The following is a 16778-nucleotide window of genomic DNA, read 5'->3' as shown; positions in this document are numbered from 1 at the left end:
ACGTACAGCAGCACGCAGATCGCTGCATACGGAATCAGCGACAGCAGGTCCGAACTCGCCCCCGCAAAGAAGGGATTCAGCGTCTCCGCCCACTTGTTCATGGCATTGTCGAAATCCGTCATCACGCCGGCCGTGATGGCGATGATGATCCCCGCCAGCGCGCCGCCCGCGATATAGCCCGACGCCAGCAAGGTGCCCGAGCTGCGGTCGCCCGCGGCCTGCAACTCGTCCCCGGACAGGCCCTGGTACTGCGGCAGCGTGTTGTTGCGGCGGTCGACAAGCCAGCGGATGATGCCGCCGATCGCGATCGGCAGCGTCGACACGAGCGGCAGGTACACGCCCACCGTGAACGCGAGCGAGGCGACCCCCGACATCTCCAGCACGACCGCGACCATCACGCCGAACAGCACGAGGGTCCACGGCAGCTGGTGGTCGAGGATGCCCTTGATGATGTAGGACATCAGCACGGCCTTCGGCGCATCGTATTTCTTGACCTCGGAGCCGTCCGGGCGCGTGTGGAACTGGCCGTTGATGCCCGGATCGACGAGGTACGCCAGTGAGCCGTCGGCGCGCACGAGGTATTTGCCGGCCGGGCCGCCGTTCGTGTCCGTCTTCTGCCAGACTTTATACGTATTGTGGTCGGAGGCCGCCTGCGGCCCCTGCAGCTGCGCCGTCTCCGTCAGCTTCGCGGCGTCCGCCGTGACGTGCGGCGCCACCTGCGCGGCCGGCACGTAGACGGTGCCGGCGTCGTTCAGCTTGAGCAGGATCGGCCCCAGGATCAGCGCCGACGCGAACGCGCCCGCGAGGATGGCGTACTGCTGCAGGCGCGGCGTGGAGCCGACGAGGTAGCCCGTCTTGAGGTCTTGCGACGTCGTCCCGGCATTGCTGGCGGCGATGCAGACGATGGCCCCGACGGACAGCGCCGTCACGTAGTAGCGGCCGCCCGTCCAGCCCATCACGAGAAAGATCAGGCACGTAAACAGCAACGTGGCCACGGCCATGCCGGAGATCGGATTCGACGACGAGCCCACCTCGCCCGTCAGGCGCGACGACACGGTCGAGAACAGGAAGCCGAACACGAGGATCAGCAACGCGCCCAGCACGTTCATGTGCAGCGGCGCCGCGAACGTGATCGCAGCGATGATGCCCAGGCAGCCGATCAGCACCCATTTCAGCGGGATGTCCTGCTCGGTGCGCAGCGACGTGTCGACCGCCGCGCCCTTCCTGCCCATGCCGGCCAGGCCGCCCTTCAGTCCATTCAAGATCGTCGGCAGCGAGCGCACGAGGGAAATCAGGCCGCCCGCCGCGACGGCGCCCGCGCCGATGTACAGCACGTAGGCGCTGCGCACGTCGTCCGGGCTCATGTCGCGGATCAGCATCGTGCCCGGCGCCACGGGCACCGTCAGCGCGTCGCCGAAAAACTTGATCATCGGGATCAGCAGCAGATAGGACAGCACGCCGCCGCCCGCCATGATCATCGCGATCCGGGGCCCGATGATATAGCCGACGCCGAGCAGCTCCGGCGAGATCTCGGCGCCGGCCGAACCGGCCTTCAGGGGTGCGTCGAAGATGAAGTTGACCGTGTCCTTCCACAGCTTCAGGGAGATGTTGCAAACCTTGTACAACAATCCGAGGCCGAAGCCGCCGAAGATGATGAAGGCGCGCCGGCGGGCCTCGCGCGCCTCGTCGGAACCGGCGTCGCGCACTTCGCCTGCGGCCTCGCGCGACGTCTCCGTGGCGGCGGCCTTCAGCACTTCGGCGCACGCCGTGCCTTCCGGGTATTTGAGTTCGCGATGCTGGTCGACGATCATCGTGCGGCGCATCGGGATCATCATGAGGATGCCCAGCAGGCCACCCAGCACCCCCACGAGCATGACGCGCGAGATCTCCAGGTCGAAGCCGAGGATCATAATGGCCGGCATGGTGACGCCCAGGCCGAACGCGAGCGATTCGCCGGCCGAACCGGCCGTCTGCGTGATGCTGTTCTCGAGGATCGTCGCTTCGCGCCCGCCCGCCTTCTTCGCGAGGCCGAACAGCGTGATGGCGATGACGGCGACGGGAATCGACGCGCTGACGGTCAGGCCCACCTTCAGCACGAGGTACAGCGAGGAGGCGCCGAAGATCATGCCGAGCACGGTGCCCATGATCAGGGCGCGCCAGGTCAGCTCGGGCAGCCGCGCGGACGCAGGAATATACGGCTTGAACGCGGGCGGGCTGGGATCGTAGGGCATGGGAGGGATTTCCTTCGGACGCGGTATTGTGAAACGGAACCGCCGGGATCGCCGGACGGTCCCCGAAAGCGTGACTATCTCACATGCCGTAGTGGAAGAAAAGCGGATTATAATTTCCCGCATCACCCGTACTTACGGCCTCGAAAGGGTTATCAGACCCGCATCAAGTGAGTTCTGTTTTGACACATTCCCCCAAGCCGGCAACGCCGCGCATCCGCCGCCAGCGCGGCTTCCTGATTCCGATCCTGGCCATCCTGGCCGCCATCATCGTCCTGGGCATCGCCGGTGTTGGCGGTTACGTCGTGTTGCGCGTCCTGCCCAACGTGCCGGCGCTGGATGCGGTGACCGACTACCGACCCAAGATCCCGCTGCGGGTTTATACGGCAGACAACGTCCTCATCGGCGAGTTCGGCGAAGAGCATCGCGATTTCGTTCCGATCAATAAGATTCCCGACCTGATGAAGAAATCGCTGCTCGCCATCGAGGACGCCCGCTTCTACGAGCATGGCGCCATCGACATGAAGCGCATGCTGGGCGCCGTCGGGTCGAACCTGCGCGGCGGCTTCGGTGCCGGCGGCGCGTCGACGATCACGATGCAGGTGGCCCGCAACTTCTTCCTGTCGCGCGAAAAACGCCTGACGCGCAAGATCAACGAGGTCGCGCTCGCGTACAAGATCGAGGCCGCGTTGTCGAAGGACGAGATCCTCGAGCTGTACATGAACCAGATCTACCTGGGCCAGCGCGCCTACGGTTTTTCCAGCGCCGCCCGGATCTACTTCAACAAGACGCTGGACCAGCTGTCCGTGGCCGAGATGGCCATGCTGGCGGGCCTGCCGCAAAACCCGGCGCGCCACAATCCGGTGGCGAATCCGAAGCGCGCGCGCGATCGCCAGCACGCCGTGCTGGGCCGCATGCGCGCCCTGAACTACATCACGGAAGAACAATATCAGCAGGCACTCGCGGAGCCGCTGCGCGTCAACCAGCGCGGCGTGCAGGATTTCGGCACGCACGCCGAATACGTGGCCGAACTGGCGCGCCAGGCCGTCTACGCCCAGTTCAAGGAAGACGCTTACACCAAGGGCATCAAGGTCTATACGACGATCCTGAAACCCGAACAGGACGCCGCCTATGCGTCCGTGCGCCGTAACGTGCTGACCTATGACCAGCGCCACGGCTGGCGCGGTCCGGAAGACCGCATGGAACTGCCGGCCGACGCGGTCGAGCGCGAGGACGCGATCAACGACGCCCTCGGCAAACGCCCGACCAGCGACGGCCTGATCCCGGCCGTCGTGCTGTCCGTCAAAGGCAAGACCGTCCACGTCGAGACGGTCGACGGCGACATGGTGGACCTCACCGGCGCGGGCCTGAAGTTCGCGCAAGCCGGGCTGTCGTCCGCCGCCAGGGAAAGCATGCGCCTGACACCCGGCGCCATCATCCGCGTGGCGAAGGATGCGAAGGGCAACTGGAGCGTGACGCAGGTGCCGCAGGTGGCCGCCGCGTTCGTGGCCATCGATGCCGACACGGGCGCCTACCACGCGATGGTCGGGGGCTTCGACTACAACTTCCAGAAGTTCAACCACGTGACGCAAGCCTGGCGCCAGCCCGGTTCCGGCATGAAGCCGTTCATCTATTCGGCCGCCGTCGACAAGGGTTATTCGCCGGGCACGCGCATCCTCGACGCGCCGCTCGACATGCCGGGCGAGGACGCCGGCAAGACGTGGTCGCCGCAGAACGACGACGGCAAGTGGGACGGCCCGATCACGATGCGCCGCGCGCTGGCGGAATCGAAGAACGTCCCGTCCGTGCGCCTGCTGCGCGCGATCACGGTGCCGTATGCCCACGAATTCCTCGCCAAGTTCGGCTTCGACGACGCGCGCCAGCCGCAGAACTACACGCTGGCACTGGGCACGGGCGCCGTCACGCCGCTGCAGATGGCCGGCGCCTACGCCGTGTTCGCGAACGGCGGCTACCGCGTGCAGCCCTACCTGATCGCGCGCATCGAGGATGCCGACGGCAAGATCATCCAGGAGACGAAACCGCCGGCCGAGCACACGGACGAGCTACGCGCGCTCGATCCGCGCAACGCCTTCATCACCGACAGCATGCTGCGCGACGTGACCCGCTACGGCACGGGCGCCGAAGCGACCAAGGCCCTCGGCCGCACCGACATCGCCGGCAAGACCGGCACGACGAGCGACGCCGTGGACGGCTGGTTCTCGGGCTATGGCGGCAATGTCGTGGCCGTCGCGTGGATGGGCTATGACGATCCGAAGTCGCTGGGCGGCCGCGAGTTCGGCGCCACCGTCGCGCTGCCGATCTGGATCGACTACATGCGGGTGGCGCTGGCGAAGAAGCCGCAACAGGAAGAGCGCGCGACCCCGGACGGCGTCGTGCGCGAGAACGACGACTGGGTCTATGCCGAGTTCGCGGAAACGCCGACGGTCAGCGGCATCGACCTCGACCAGGCGCCCGATCCAAACGCGGCGCCGGCCGATGGGACCGTGCCTGCCGCGCCGCCGGGTGCGCCGGTCACGCCGGTCCCGCAGCAACAGCAACAGCAGCAACAGCCGCAGTCGAACAGCCTGTTCTGATCGACCGATAACTACCCTGACGGGCCGCCGCGTGCGGCCCGTTTTCATTATTGTTCCAATAATCGCATTGCAACAAATCCAACAGATCGTCCGTCCAGTCCTACACGTCTGTACGAACTCATCCTATTTCGGACAGGCATGTGTGCCCCCATGATGGCGACACTTTTACAACAGGAGTGAACGATGAAAAAATTCCAGGCCCTTCTGATCGCCAGCCTGGCGGCCCTGTCGCTGGCAGCATGCAGCTCGACCAGCACCAGTTCCGGCGCAAGCAGCGACGCAACCGGCAGCTCCTCGTCGAGCGCGACCTCGAGCGGCAGCAGCGCGGGCGCAAGCGGCACCGGCACGACGGACTCCGGCACGACGGCCACGTCGGGCAACGGCGCCGCAGGCACGGCGAGCCCGGCGCCGACCGGCACCTCCGCCACGGCGACGGGCACGGGCTCGACCAGCTCGGACGCCACCGGCCAGGGCACCAGCAAACAGCAGTAACCCCGGGCCACCGCGTCCGGCCCGACCGCGGCCGGACGCCTTGCTCCTTCATGCCGCGAGATTGTGCGCCCAATCCTACAAGGCCGAACGTGCGCATCCTATTCAGAACGGCCCCGCTGCCCCGCATGATGTCCTGACTTGACCATCACGGGAGTGAATCATGAAATCGTATCAAGGCATTCTCATCGGCGGCCTGATGGCCCTGAGCCTGGCGGCATGCAGCTCCACCAGGATGAACGACGGCTCGGACAGCAGCATGAGCGGCAGCTCGTCGTCGGGGGCGTCGTCGAGCGGCGCCATCGGCAATAGTGGAAGCGCAAGCCACGAGCAGGGCTGTTGCACGGGCTGGAGTACGGCGCCGTCAGGCACATCCCCGGCGGGCACGTCGACGACCGGCTCGTCCGGCACCTCGTCGTCCGGCACCAGCACCTCGGGTTCGACGGGCACCGGCACGTCGGGCACGAACACGACCGGCACCGGCGTGCGCTGAGTTCTTTCCGACCGCCCCGGCGCCAGGGGGCCGCGCGCAGGCGCGGCCGGGGCGTTGTTCGACTATAATGGACGCTCGTCCTGACGATTCGAACACAGCACAGCGTCAATGCCCTTCGACCTCACCAAGCACCTTCCCAAGCCCGGAACCCGTTTCGCCCTGCCACAGCTGCACGGATCGGCCGATGCCTATGCGCTCGCCGTCGCCGCCCTCGCGCTGAAAGCCAGGAAGCAGATGCTCACCGTGATCGTCGCGAACGCCAGCGACGGCCAGCGCCTGCTCGACGAGATCCCCTGGTTCGCGGAAGGCAAGCTGTCCTGCCACCTGCTGCCGGACTGGGAAACGCTCCCCTACGATGCGTTCTCGCCGCACCAGGACCTCGTTTCGGAACGCCTCGCCACATTGCACGAGATCCGCAACGGCCAGTGCGACGTGCTCGTCGTGCCCGCGACGACGGCCCTCGTGCGCCTCGCGCCGCCCTCGTTCCTGGCCGCCTACACGTTCTTCTTCCGCCAGGGCGAAAGCCTCGACGAAGCGAAGCTGAGGGCCCAGCTGACGCTCGCCGGGTACACGCACGTGACGCAGGTGATGTCGCCGGGCGAATACTCCGTGCGCGGCGGCCTGATCGACCTGTTCCCGATGGGCTCCGCGCTGCCTTACCGACTCGACCTGTTCGGCGACGAGATCGAAACGATCCGCACGTTCGACGCCGACACCCAGCGCTCCCTGTACCCCGTCAAGGAAGTGCGCCTGCTGCCGGGCCGCGAATTCCCGATGGACGAAGCGTCGCGCACCGCGTTCCGCGGCCGCTGGCGCGAACGCTTCGAAGGCGATCCGTCCCGTTCGACGATCTACCGCGACATCGGCAACGGCATCGCCTCGGCCGGCATCGAATACTACCTGCCGCTGTTCTTCGACCAGACGGCCACCCTGTTCGACTACCTGCCGGATGACGCGAGCCTCGCCCTCGTCGGCGACATCGAAGGTGCGATCCAGCGCTTCTGGCTTGACACGGAATCGCGCTACAAATTCCTCAGGACCGACCGCGACCGCCCGATCCTGGAACCGAAGGAGATCTTCCTCGGCGCCGAGGATTTCTTCGTGCAGGCCAAGCCGCACGGGCGCTGGACCATCGCGCGCGACGCCGATGCGGGCGCTTCGGAACTGTCCGCGCCGATCCCCGACATCGCCGTCAACCGCCGTCTCGACGACCCGCTCGCCAACCTGCGCTCCTTCCTGATGCAGGCCACGGGCAAGCGCGTGATGATTTGCGCCGAATCCGCCGGCCGGCGCGAGACCCTGCAGCAGTACTTCAACGAGTACAAGTTCGACCTCGCCCTCATCGAGGGTTTCGACGGCCTGCGTGCGACGGATGCGAAGGTCGTGCTGGGCGTCGCGCCGCTGCAGGCCGGCTTCGAGCTGATGGAGGAAGGCGCCGGCCACCTCTTGTTCATCACGGAGACGGAGCTATACGCGGGCACGGGCCGGCGCGCCGGCAAGAAGAAGCAGGAAGCCGGCTCGCAGGTCGAATCGATGGTGCGCGACCTCTCGGAGCTGAAGATCGGCGATCCGGTCGTGCACATCAACCACGGCATCGGCCGCTACCTGGGCCTGGTGAGCATGGACCTGGGCGAAGGCGAGACGGAATTCCTGCACCTCGAATACGCGAAAGAGTCGAAGCTCTACGTGCCGGTCTCGCAGCTGCACGTGATCTCGCGTTATTCCGGCGCCTCGCCCGACGACGCGCCGCTGCACACGCTCGGCTCCGGCCAGTGGGACAAGGCCAAGCGCAAGGCGGCGGAACAGGTGCGCGACACGGCGGCCGAACTGTTGAACCTGTATGCGCGCCGGGCCGCGCGCCAGGGCCATTCGTTCGAATACTCGGCCGGCGACTACGAGAACTTCGCGCAGAGCTTCGGCTTCGACGAGACGCCGGACCAGCGCGCCGCCATCGCGGCCGTCATCCAGGACATGACGTCCGGCCGGCCGATGGACCGCCTCGTGTGCGGCGACGTCGGCTTCGGCAAGACGGAAGTCGCATTGCGCGCCGCGTTCATCGCCGTCATGGGCGGCAAGCAGGTCGCGATCCTCGCGCCCACCACCCTGCTGGCGGAACAGCACGCACAGACGTTCTCCGACCGCTTCGCCGACTGGCCCGTGCGCATCGCGGAACTGTCGCGCTTCCGCACCGGCAAGGAGATCAACAACGCCATCAAGGGCATGGCCGACGGCACCGTCGACATCGTGATCGGCACCCATAAACTGCTGTCGGCGGACGTGAAGTTCACGCGCCTGGGGCTCGTCATCATCGACGAGGAACACCGCTTCGGCGTGCGCCAGAAGGAAGCGCTGAAGGCGCTGCGGGCCGAGGTCGACGTGCTCACCCTGACCGCGACGCCGATCCCGCGCACCCTCGGCATGGCGCTGGAAGGCCTGCGCGATTTTTCCGTGATCGCGACGGCGCCGCAGAAGCGCCTCGCCATCAAGACCTTCGTGCGCAGCGAGGACGGCTCCATCATCCGCGAAGCCTGCCTGCGCGAACTGAAGCGCGGCGGCCAGATCTACTTCCTGCACAATGAAGTCGAGACGATCGAGAACCGCCTGGCCATGCTGCGCGAGCTGCTGCCGGAAGCGCGCATCGCCGTGGCCCACGGCCAGATGCACGAACGCGACCTCGAGAAGGTCATGCGCGATTTCGTCGCCCAGCGCTACAACATCCTGCTGTGCACGACGATCATCGAGACCGGCATCGACGTGCCGACGGCGAACACGATCATCATGCACCGCGCCGACAAGTTCGGCCTCGCCCAGCTGCACCAGCTGCGCGGACGCGTCGGCCGCTCGCACCACCAGGCCTACGCCTACCTGCTCGTGAACGACATGCTGGGCCTGTCGAAACAGGCACAGCGCCGGCTCGACGCGATCCAGCAGATGGAAGAACTGGGCAGCGGCTTCTACCTCGCCATGCACGACCTGGAAATCCGCGGCGCCGGCGAGGTCCTGGGCGAGAACCAGTCGGGCGAGATGCTGGAGGTCGGCTTCCAGCTGTACTCGGACATGCTGAACGAAGCCGTGAAGGCGCTGAAGGCGGGACGCGAACCGGACATGAGCGCGCCGCTGTCGTCGACCACCGAGATCAACCTGCACGTGCCTGCCCTGCTGCCGTCCGACTTCTGCGGCGACGTGCACGAGCGCCTGTCGATMTACAAGCGCCTCGCCAACTGCGAGGAGCAAGGCCGCATCGACGACATGCAGGAAGAACTCATCGACCGCTTCGGCAAGCTGCCGGATGCCGTGAAGGCGCTGGTCGAGACGCACCGCCTCCGCATCGCGGCGAAGTCGGTCGGCATCGTCAAGATCGACGCCCATGCGGATGCCGCCAGCCTGCAGTTCATGGAAAAACCGCCGATCGACCCGATCAGGATCATCACGCTGATCCAGAAGAACCGCCACATCAAGCTGGCCGGCCAGGACAAGCTGCGCATCACGGCCAACATGCCCGACCTGCCCGCGCGCGTGAACCAGGTCAAGCAAACCATCAAACAACTCCTCGCTTAATCAGATAAGAGCAAACGTATCATGTCCAAAAAGCTCGTACTCCAGGGCCCGCAGGCCACCCAGGCCGCACTGGCGCAGATCGCCGCCCTCGCCCATCCCACCCGCACCACCGAACTGCATGCGCACGCACTGCGCTGCGACGGCTTCGACGTCACGCCGGAACTGAAAGCGGCCGTCGAGACCGCGGCCCACGCCGCCGGTATCGACGCAACGTTCGTCGATGCGGACCGCACCCTCGCCGACTTCAAACTGGTCGCGATGGACATGGATTCCACCCTGATCACCATCGAGTGCATCGACGAGATCGCGGACATGCAGGGCCTCAAACCGCAGGTATCCGAGATCACGGAAGCCGCGATGCGCGGCGAGCTGGATTTCTCGGAAAGCCTCACGCGCCGCGTCGCACTACTGGAAGGCCTGCCGGTCGAGGCGCTGGAGCGCGTGTATGCGGAGCGCCTGCGCATTTCGCTGGGCGGCGAGGCGATGCTGCAGGCCGTACAGGCGGCCGGACTGAAGACGCTGCTCGTTTCGGGCGGCTTCACGTTCTTCACCGAGCGCCTGAAGACCCGCCTGGGTCTCGACTACACGCACGCGAACGTGCTGGAAGCGGCCGGGGGCGTGCTGACCGGCAAGGTCGTCGGCGGCATCGTCGACGCCGAGGAAAAGAAGCGCACCGTCGAACGGGTCTGCGCCGAACTGGGCATCGCCACCACGCAGGCGATCGTCATGGGCGACGGCGCCAACGACCTCAGGATGATGGGCGTGTCCGGCCTGTCCGTCGCGTTCCGCGCCAAGCCGGTCGTGCGCGCGCAGGCGGACGTCGCGCTGAATTTCACGGGCCTGGACGGGCTGCTGGCCATTCTCGCCTGAGCGCTGGCCACGCACCACATGGACGCCGCGCAATGCATGTAAAGCCGGGTAAAGCAATGTAAAGCCGGCCTGCGCGGCCCTCAGATTTTCCCGTTCGTGACGTTATTGGCACACGGCGCTAGACGCAATGACGCGGCCAGCGCCGCCATCAACTCAACGGGAGAATAAAAATGTCCGTATCAGCCATCTCGACCAGCTCCGCCTGGCAGCAGGTCTCGTCCGCCACGAACCAGGGCTCGCCTCGCGGCGGTGCGATGAAATCGCTCGTCGACAGCATCAACAACGGCGACATGACCGGCGCCAGGTCGGCATTCGACACCCTGCAGAAGAACCGTCCGGGAGCGGGCGCGACGTCGTCCAGCGGCACGGATGCGACGACCGGCACGAGCCAGCGGGACCAGGACATCGCCGCACTCGGCAAGGCCATCGACAGCGGCGATGCCGATGCGGCGAAGCAGGCGCTGGCCAAGCTGCGTGACGACGGCAAGAATGCGGCCGGCGCGGCCCAGGGTGCCAACGGTACGCAGGGTGCGCACTATCACCACCATGGGCACAAGGCGCAGGCGGCTGGCGGCTCTTCGGCTACGTCGGGCAGCACGCAAGATACGGCGTTGACCTATAGCGCGACCGCATCGGGCACGCAGACGACAGCTCCTGGCTCGACGATCGACGTCTCCGTCTGATCGCTGCGCGGCCTGCCGCGGCGCGTCGACGCCGGACAGGCCCAAACCGGTACTTCTCCGGGTCTACTGCCGGGGACGCAGCCACCCGGGGCGCTACACATCCCTGCCAAGCGCCTGTTCGATCGCTTCGGTTAATCGTGCGACATCCTTCCCTGTTGGACTGGCATTCCATACCAGCAGCGCACCGAATACCATCAGGATCCCGAGAAACGCAAGGTCGGAACCGATCTCGCCGAGTACGTCGCCACTCTCGAGCATCGCGCGGACAGAGCCGATTACCACACCGGTCGCCATCACCGTCAAAAACGAGATGCCCAATATCGTGTTGCCCTTCGCGGACGCGCCGGCGCTGAACCGGCCCTCGAGAAAAACCTCATCATCCAGTACCTTGATTTGGCCCCGAAATGCCGTTCCATTCGATCTGCTGAGACGCACGACCGACAACGTTACCTGATCCGTATCTACGGTTCCTGTCAGGTCTGGGGAATCTTTTGTCCACCTGGTCAACCTGACCAGTCTGCGGCGCGTCTCTTCGAGTGGCCACTGGCTATCGAAATTTGTGCTGATGCCGCCCATAAAAAAGTCGGACTTCTTGAGCATATTATCGGTGCTGACGTTCAATGGACAGGTTCGGCTCTACGACGCAAGACGTTGCACCACCACGAAGACGAGGGGTAACACGGCAATGGCAGCCGCCACGTAGACCCAGCCCGGGTGCGCGAAATTGAGGGTCCACCCCATCCAGGGCGTCGCTTTCGGCACGAACAGCCGGGTGTCACGCTTGCTGGCGTACAGCCCGAGCGGCCCGCGCCAGGTCCAATTGGCCGGGTTGCGCCATTCCATGTCGTTGATGTCATTCTGTTTCATCGGTGGCCTCTACACGCCTTGTCGGTTGATGAAACTCTACGCCCGGTCACCGTAAAAAGTGTGTAAAAAACACCCACGAATCCATTGCGGAACGACAGCTTCCGGCCTGACCTGCTCTCTCATCCCGGCAAGATTGTGACATTTCACGCATATGCATATTCGGAATTCTCATGCTCAGCAACGCCAATGTAGAGGCCAACAATGCTGGCATCCTGTCCAGAATAGCCGGCTTTCGTCTATACCAGCAAGYAAGATTGCCATGTATGCATCAATTTCGCAACAGTATAGACAGGTTACGATTGTGAATACGGCTGAGCGATCGTTACACTGGGCCCCGCCCGGCTCGCACCATGTCGGTGCAGCCGCGACGCCACAACAACAACCAACGACGAGAGAACCAGGATGATCAAACGCCCCGCCGTACCCGTCTTCACCCGCACCTTGCTTGCTTCCGCACTCTGCCTCGCCTTCTCCCCCGCCTGGTCCCAGGACACCCCCTCCGATGCCCCCGCCGCCGCCCCAGCGACGCAATCCGCGCCGGATCCGGCGATGACATCCGTCGTCGTGCTCGGCTCGCGCTCGACGGCGCGCACGGCGCTCGATTCGGCAGCGCCGGTCGGCCTGATCGGCGCCAGGGACATGGCGATGGCCGGTCCCGTCGAACTGGGCAAGCTGCTGCAAACGCTCGACCCGTCGTTCAACTTTTCGACGACGTTCATCAGCGACGGCACGGACATCATCCGCCCCGCCACCCTGCGCTCGCTGGGCCCGGACCAGCTGCTCGTGCTCGTGAACGGCAAGCGCCGCCACCAGCAGGCCCTGGTCAACGTGCAGCAGACGATCGGCCGCGGCTCGGCCGGCACGGACATCAACGCGATCCCGATGTCGGCGATCCAGCGCATCGAAGTGCTGCGCGACGGCGCCGCGGCGCAATACGGTTCGGATGCCATCGCCGGCGTGATCAACATCGTGCTGAAGAACCAGACCAACGAGACCCAGCTGTCCGGCACCGTGGGCGGCACCACGGAAGGCGGCGGCGAGCTCCGTCAGGGCAGCGTCAACAAGGGTTGGACGATCGGCGACGGCGGTTACATCAACCTGACGGCCGAGGCGCGCCGCCGCGGCGAGACCAACCGCGCCGGCGTCGACTCCCTGCGCGTCGATCCGCCGCGCGTCACCCAGCGCATCGGCGACAGTCTCGCGAAGGACCAGTACTTCTGGTGGAACTCGGCCCTGCCCGTGTCGAGCGCGGGCGAGTTCTACACGTTCGGCGGCGTATCGCACCGCACGGGCGATTCGGCCGGCTTCTTCCGGTCCGCCGGCGACGGCCGCAACGTGCCGGACGTGTACCCGAACGGCTTCCTGCCGAACATCCGCACGACCGTCAAGGATGCGTCGCTGGCCGTCGGCTACCGCCGCGACCTGGCCAATGACTGGAAGGTCGACGTCTCGCTCAACCACGGCCGCAGCGAACTCGATTTCCACGAAAAGAACACGATCAACGTCAGCTACTGGTACGAGCCGAAACCGGGCGGCGGCATCTACGCCGAGTCCCCGCTGGAAGCCGACACCGGCAAGCTGAAATTCAAACAGACCACGTTCAATGCCGACCTGCGCGGTCCACTCGACGTCTTCGGCAACAAGATCAACTTCGCCACCGGCTTCGAATGGCGCCGCGACGGCTATGCGATCGACGCCGGCGATCCGGTCTCGTACCAGTACGGCCGCACGAACAACCCGGCCATCGTCATCAAGGACCAGACGGGCGGCGCCGCCGCGTCGGGTACGCAGGGCTTCCCCGGCTACACGCCCGCGACCGCGGTGGACGATGCCCGCCACAACATCGCGCTGTATGCCGACGTCGAACACAACATCACGCCGCAGCTGTTGATCGGCGCGGCCGCGCGCTGGGAAAAGTACTCGGACTTCGGCAGCACGACCACTGGCAAGCTGTCGCTGCGCTACGATCCGAGCCGCCAGGTGGGCTTCCGCGGCACGCTGTCGACGGGCTTCCGCGCACCGAGCGTACAACAGAAGTTCTACAGCTCCGTGTCGACGAACCTGAACGCCGCCGGCGTGCTGACCGAGACGCTGACGGCACGTGAAGGCAGCGCGGTCACCAAGGCCTTCGGCATCCCGAACCTCAAGGAAGAGACGTCGAAGAACGCCAGCGTCKGCATCGTGCTGCGTCCGGCCTCGAACTTCTCCGTGACGGCCGACCTGTGGCGCATCGACATCGACAACCGCATCGTGTTCTCGTCGAACATCGCGCCGGAATCGGGCCCCTGCCCGACCGCCGCCGCGTGCCCGGTCAAGGCGATCCTCGATCCGTTGAAAGTGGGCCAGGCGCAGTTCTTCACGAACGCCATCGACACCGAGACGAAGGGACTGGACATCGTCGCCGAACACACGACGCGCTGGCCGGGTACGACCCTCGTGCTGTCGGCGCAGCTGGACTTCAACCGTACGGAAGTGACGGGCCGCCACTCGGATTCGCCGGTACTGACGGGTGCGCAGCTGTTCGACGATTCGCAGGTGACGCTGATCGAACGCGGCCAGCCGCGCCAGCACCACGTGCTGTCGGCCGACCTGACGCACGGCCAGTGGAACGGCAACGTGCGCGCCAACTGGTACGGCGCCGTGCAGGGCCAGGGCTTTACCGCCCCGTTCGTGCAGACCTGGGACGGCAAGTGGATCGTGGACGCCACCGTGCGCTACAACTTCACGAAGTCGACCAGCCTGACCCTCGGCTCCAACAACATCTTCAACACGTTCCCGACCAAATGGGATCCGGTCAAGGCCTTCCCGTTCCCGCAGCTGGGCTTCACCTACTGCTGGGAGACCTGCCCGTTCGGCATCAACGGCCGTTCTTGGTCTGCTCGCCTTGACGTGGCCCTATAATCGAGGAAATAAGCGCCGGACGCGGGCGCGCGTCGTCGCCGGACAGGCGCAGCGCCCACCGGATCGCTTCCGTGTACATGCGCGCCACGTCGGGATCGTCGAACGCTTCCTTCGCATGCCCGATGGTGGACGCGAATACCCGCCCCTTCCCGTACTGCTTGATCCAGGCGACCGGGATGTCGCGGTCGGGCGGCAGTTGCTCGGGGATGCGCGTCATGTCCAGCCGCTCGCCGTCCATGCTGAGCAGGACCTCCGCATCCGCGCGCGAGAAGTTGCGCACGACGTACAGCTCGTCCTGCCGGATCCAGCGGGCCGGCAGGAAGGCCGTCATCGGCGTGTCGCGGTTCTCGGTGCGCAGCGGGAACGGGAACAGCGGCCACTCGTTGTTGTTGAATGGATGGGACACGAACTCGCCGCCCACCATGTCCACGTAATCCTTCCAGTTGCGATTGGCGTCGACCCCGCCGTGGATCGCGACGAGTCCTCCGCCCGCGCGCACGAAGTCGAGCAGCGCGGCCTTTTGCGCGGCATCCAGGCCCCAGTCGCCGGTGGCGCTGACGACGACGATGGCGTCGAAGTCGCGCAGGCCGACGGGCTGGAAGCCGGCCGTCATCGGCTTGCCGCCGCCTCCGTTGACGAGGCTGAACTCCGACCGCATTTCCGTGTCCCACAAATGTGTCGCGCGGCCCCAGTTATAGACGGCGGCCATCCCGGCCGGGATCGAATCGTGATGCCAGCCGCGCGCCCCGCCCAGTACCAGCACGTGCTTGGCCGAGGGAGAGCGCATCCCGTGCGGCACCGGGGACGCCGGCGCGGCGCCGGGCGGCGGTGGGGTGACGGCGATGGCGCCCGCGTTGGCGGGTGGTCCGGCCCAGGTGCCCTTGAACACGGCTTGCGCGGACGCGCCGGCCGTGGTCCCGGCCAGCGCGAACGCTGCCAGCAGCGCGCCGGCGGCATTGCGTCGGAGTATCGGTCGATGCATGTGTCGCCTCGCCCGGTGATCAGTATGGACCGCGGATGAAATCGCGCACATGGGCGCGGTACATGCCGGCAAGCTTGTCGTGCAGTTCGCGCGGCAGCGGCGCCACGCCTGCCGCGTCCACATTGGCGCGCACCTGGTCCGGCCGGCTCGCGCCCGGGATCACGACGGACACCTGCGGATGGTCGAGGATCCAGCGCAGTGCCATCTGCGCCATCGTCATCCCGGCCGGCACGAGCGCCGCCACCTGTTCCGTCGCCGCGATGCCGCGCTCCAGTTCCAGGCCGGCGAACGTCTCGCCCACGTTGAACATGGCACCATCGCGGTTGAAWTTGCGATGGTCGTCGTCGCGGAACGTCGTCGCGCGCGTGATCTTCCCGCCCAGCAGGCCGCTCGCGAGCGGCAGCCGCACGATGATGCCCACGTTCTTGCCCGCCGCGCGCGGCAGCAGTTCCTCGGCCGGCTTCTGGCGGAAGATGTTGAAGATGACCTGCAGCGACGCGAGACCGTCCTGCTGCAGGCAGATCAGGCCCTCTTCCACGGATTCGACGCTGGCGCCCCAGCGCTTGATCAGGCCTTCCTGCTGCAGCTCGCGCAGCCAATCGAACACGTGGCCCTGGCGCAGCACGTCCGTGGGCACACAGTGCAGCTGCGTGAGGTCGAGCGCGTCCACGCCCAGGCGTTCCAGCGAGCGCTGGGTCGCTTCGCGCAGCGATTCGCGGGTGTAGCCGTTCGGGTAGATGCCGGCGCGTCCGAGCTTGGTGGCGACGACGAGGCCCGCGTCGCGGTGGCTCGCCAGGAAACGGCCGATCGAGTGCTCGCTCGCGCCGTCGCCGTACACGTCCGCCGTGTCGATGAAGCGCACGCCCGCGTCGACGGCCGTCTGCAGCGTCTGCTGCGCGATGTCGTCGTTCCAGTCGTTGCTCCAGCCGCCGCCCAGCTGCCAGCAGCCCAGGCCAATCTCCGGCACCGCCAGGCCGTCCGGGCCCAATTGTCGTCGTTGCATATTCTTCCTTCCCTGTTGTAATTACATACGTCGTATCGCCAACGTAGGGTGGGCACCCCGTGCCCACGCAAACGGCAACATGACGCGACCGTCACGCGTGGGCACAGGGG

At 66.2% G+C, this 16778-nt stretch carries 12 protein-coding genes; 7 read left to right on the top strand and 5 right to left on the bottom strand.

What is annotated here, in order from left to right:
- Positions 1–2231 (bottom strand): OPT family oligopeptide transporter (locus AC1DYX_RS16240; RefSeq protein ID WP_477260575.1); only part of this gene is annotated, 2231 nt, incomplete at its 3' end.
- A gap of 167 nt (positions 2232–2398) precedes the next feature.
- On the opposite strand from AC1DYX_RS16240, the gene AC1DYX_RS16235 reads away from it, so the two are divergent.
- The 6 genes from AC1DYX_RS16235 (at position 2399) to AC1DYX_RS16210 (ending at position 10915) form a co-directional block, all read left to right on the top strand.
- Positions 2399–4822, top strand: coding sequence for a penicillin-binding protein 1A (locus AC1DYX_RS16235; RefSeq protein ID WP_477260573.1), 2424 nt, complete (start codon positions 2399–2401; stop codon positions 4820–4822).
- Between the two features lie 183 nt (positions 4823–5005).
- Positions 5006–5314 carry a hypothetical protein gene (locus AC1DYX_RS16230; protein ID WP_477260571.1) on the top strand — a complete coding sequence of 103 codons (309 nt, stop codon included), beginning with the start codon at positions 5006–5008 and terminating at the stop codon, positions 5312–5314.
- 160 nt (positions 5315–5474) lie between these two features.
- Positions 5475–5804, top strand: a complete 330-nt coding sequence (locus AC1DYX_RS16225) for a hypothetical protein (protein ID WP_477260569.1) — start codon at positions 5475–5477, stop codon at positions 5802–5804.
- Positions 5805–5912: 108 nt separating this feature from the next.
- Entirely contained in the window at positions 5913–9362 is a 3450-nt protein-coding gene (mfd, locus tag AC1DYX_RS16220) for a transcription-repair coupling factor (RefSeq protein ID WP_477260567.1), read from the top strand.
- 21 nt (positions 9363–9383) lie between these two features.
- Positions 9384–10232 carry a phosphoserine phosphatase SerB gene (gene serB, locus AC1DYX_RS16215; protein WP_477260565.1) on the top strand — a complete coding sequence of 283 codons (849 nt, stop codon included), beginning with the start codon at positions 9384–9386 and terminating at the stop codon, positions 10230–10232.
- A gap of 170 nt (positions 10233–10402) precedes the next feature.
- Positions 10403–10915, top strand: a complete 513-nt coding sequence (locus AC1DYX_RS16210) for a hypothetical protein (RefSeq protein WP_477260563.1) — start codon at positions 10403–10405, stop codon at positions 10913–10915.
- A 93-nt stretch (positions 10916–11008) separates the two neighbouring features.
- Here AC1DYX_RS16210 and AC1DYX_RS16205 read toward each other — a convergent pair whose 3' ends face one another.
- Positions 11009–11515, bottom strand: coding sequence for a hypothetical protein (locus tag AC1DYX_RS16205; protein ID WP_477260561.1), 507 nt, complete (start codon positions 11513–11515; stop codon positions 11009–11011).
- A 36-nt stretch (positions 11516–11551) separates the two neighbouring features.
- A complete protein-coding gene (locus AC1DYX_RS16200) occupies positions 11552–11782 on the bottom strand; it encodes a DUF5808 domain-containing protein (RefSeq protein WP_477260559.1) in 231 nt (76 codons plus the stop codon).
- A gap of 402 nt (positions 11783–12184) precedes the next feature.
- On the opposite strand from AC1DYX_RS16200, the gene AC1DYX_RS16195 reads away from it, so the two are divergent.
- Positions 12185–14683 (top strand): TonB-dependent receptor plug domain-containing protein, encoded by a 2499-nt coding sequence (locus AC1DYX_RS16195; RefSeq protein ID WP_477260557.1) that lies wholly within the window; start codon positions 12185–12187, stop codon positions 14681–14683.
- Here the strand turns inward: AC1DYX_RS16195 and AC1DYX_RS16190 are convergent.
- Both AC1DYX_RS16190 and AC1DYX_RS16185 read right to left on the bottom strand, forming a co-directional pair.
- Entirely contained in the window at positions 14640–15665 is a 1026-nt protein-coding gene (locus AC1DYX_RS16190; RefSeq protein ID WP_477260555.1) for a ThuA domain-containing protein, read from the bottom strand. The two genes, AC1DYX_RS16195 and AC1DYX_RS16190, sit on opposite strands and share 44 nt — an antisense overlap.
- A 19-nt stretch (positions 15666–15684) precedes the next feature.
- Positions 15685–16668 (bottom strand): aldo/keto reductase, encoded by a 984-nt coding sequence (locus AC1DYX_RS16185; protein ID WP_477260553.1) that lies wholly within the window; start codon positions 16666–16668, stop codon positions 15685–15687.
- Positions 16669–16778: the final 110 nt, after the last annotated feature.

Source organism: Massilia sp. P2_C2 (assembly GCF_056404615.1).
Note: the sequence above shows the minus strand (reverse complement) of the source record. Positions and strands in the feature narration are given on the sequence as shown.

What these genes read in the sequence shown, in the direction of transcription:
- AC1DYX_RS16230 (WP_477260571.1), top strand. Translation starts at nt 5,006, where the DNA reads ATGAAAAAATTCCAGGCCCTTCTGATCGCCAGCCTGGCGGCCCTGTCG.
- AC1DYX_RS16225 (WP_477260569.1), top strand. Translation starts at nt 5,475, where the DNA reads ATGAAATCGTATCAAGGCATTCTCATCGGCGGCCTGATGGCCCTGAGC.
- serB (WP_477260565.1), top strand. Translation starts at nt 9,384, where the DNA reads ATGTCCAAAAAGCTCGTACTCCAGGGCCCGCAGGCCACCCAGGCCGCA.
- AC1DYX_RS16210 (WP_477260563.1), top strand. Translation starts at nt 10,403, where the DNA reads ATGTCCGTATCAGCCATCTCGACCAGCTCCGCCTGGCAGCAGGTCTCG.
- AC1DYX_RS16205 (WP_477260561.1), bottom strand. Translation starts at nt 11,515, where the DNA reads ATGCTCAAGAAGTCCGACTTTTTTATGGGCGGCATCAGCACAAATTTC.
- AC1DYX_RS16200 (WP_477260559.1), bottom strand. Translation starts at nt 11,782, where the DNA reads ATGAAACAGAATGACATCAACGACATGGAATGGCGCAACCCGGCCAAT.
- AC1DYX_RS16190 (WP_477260555.1), bottom strand. Translation starts at nt 15,665, where the DNA reads ATGCATCGACCGATACTCCGACGCAATGCCGCCGGCGCGCTGCTGGCA.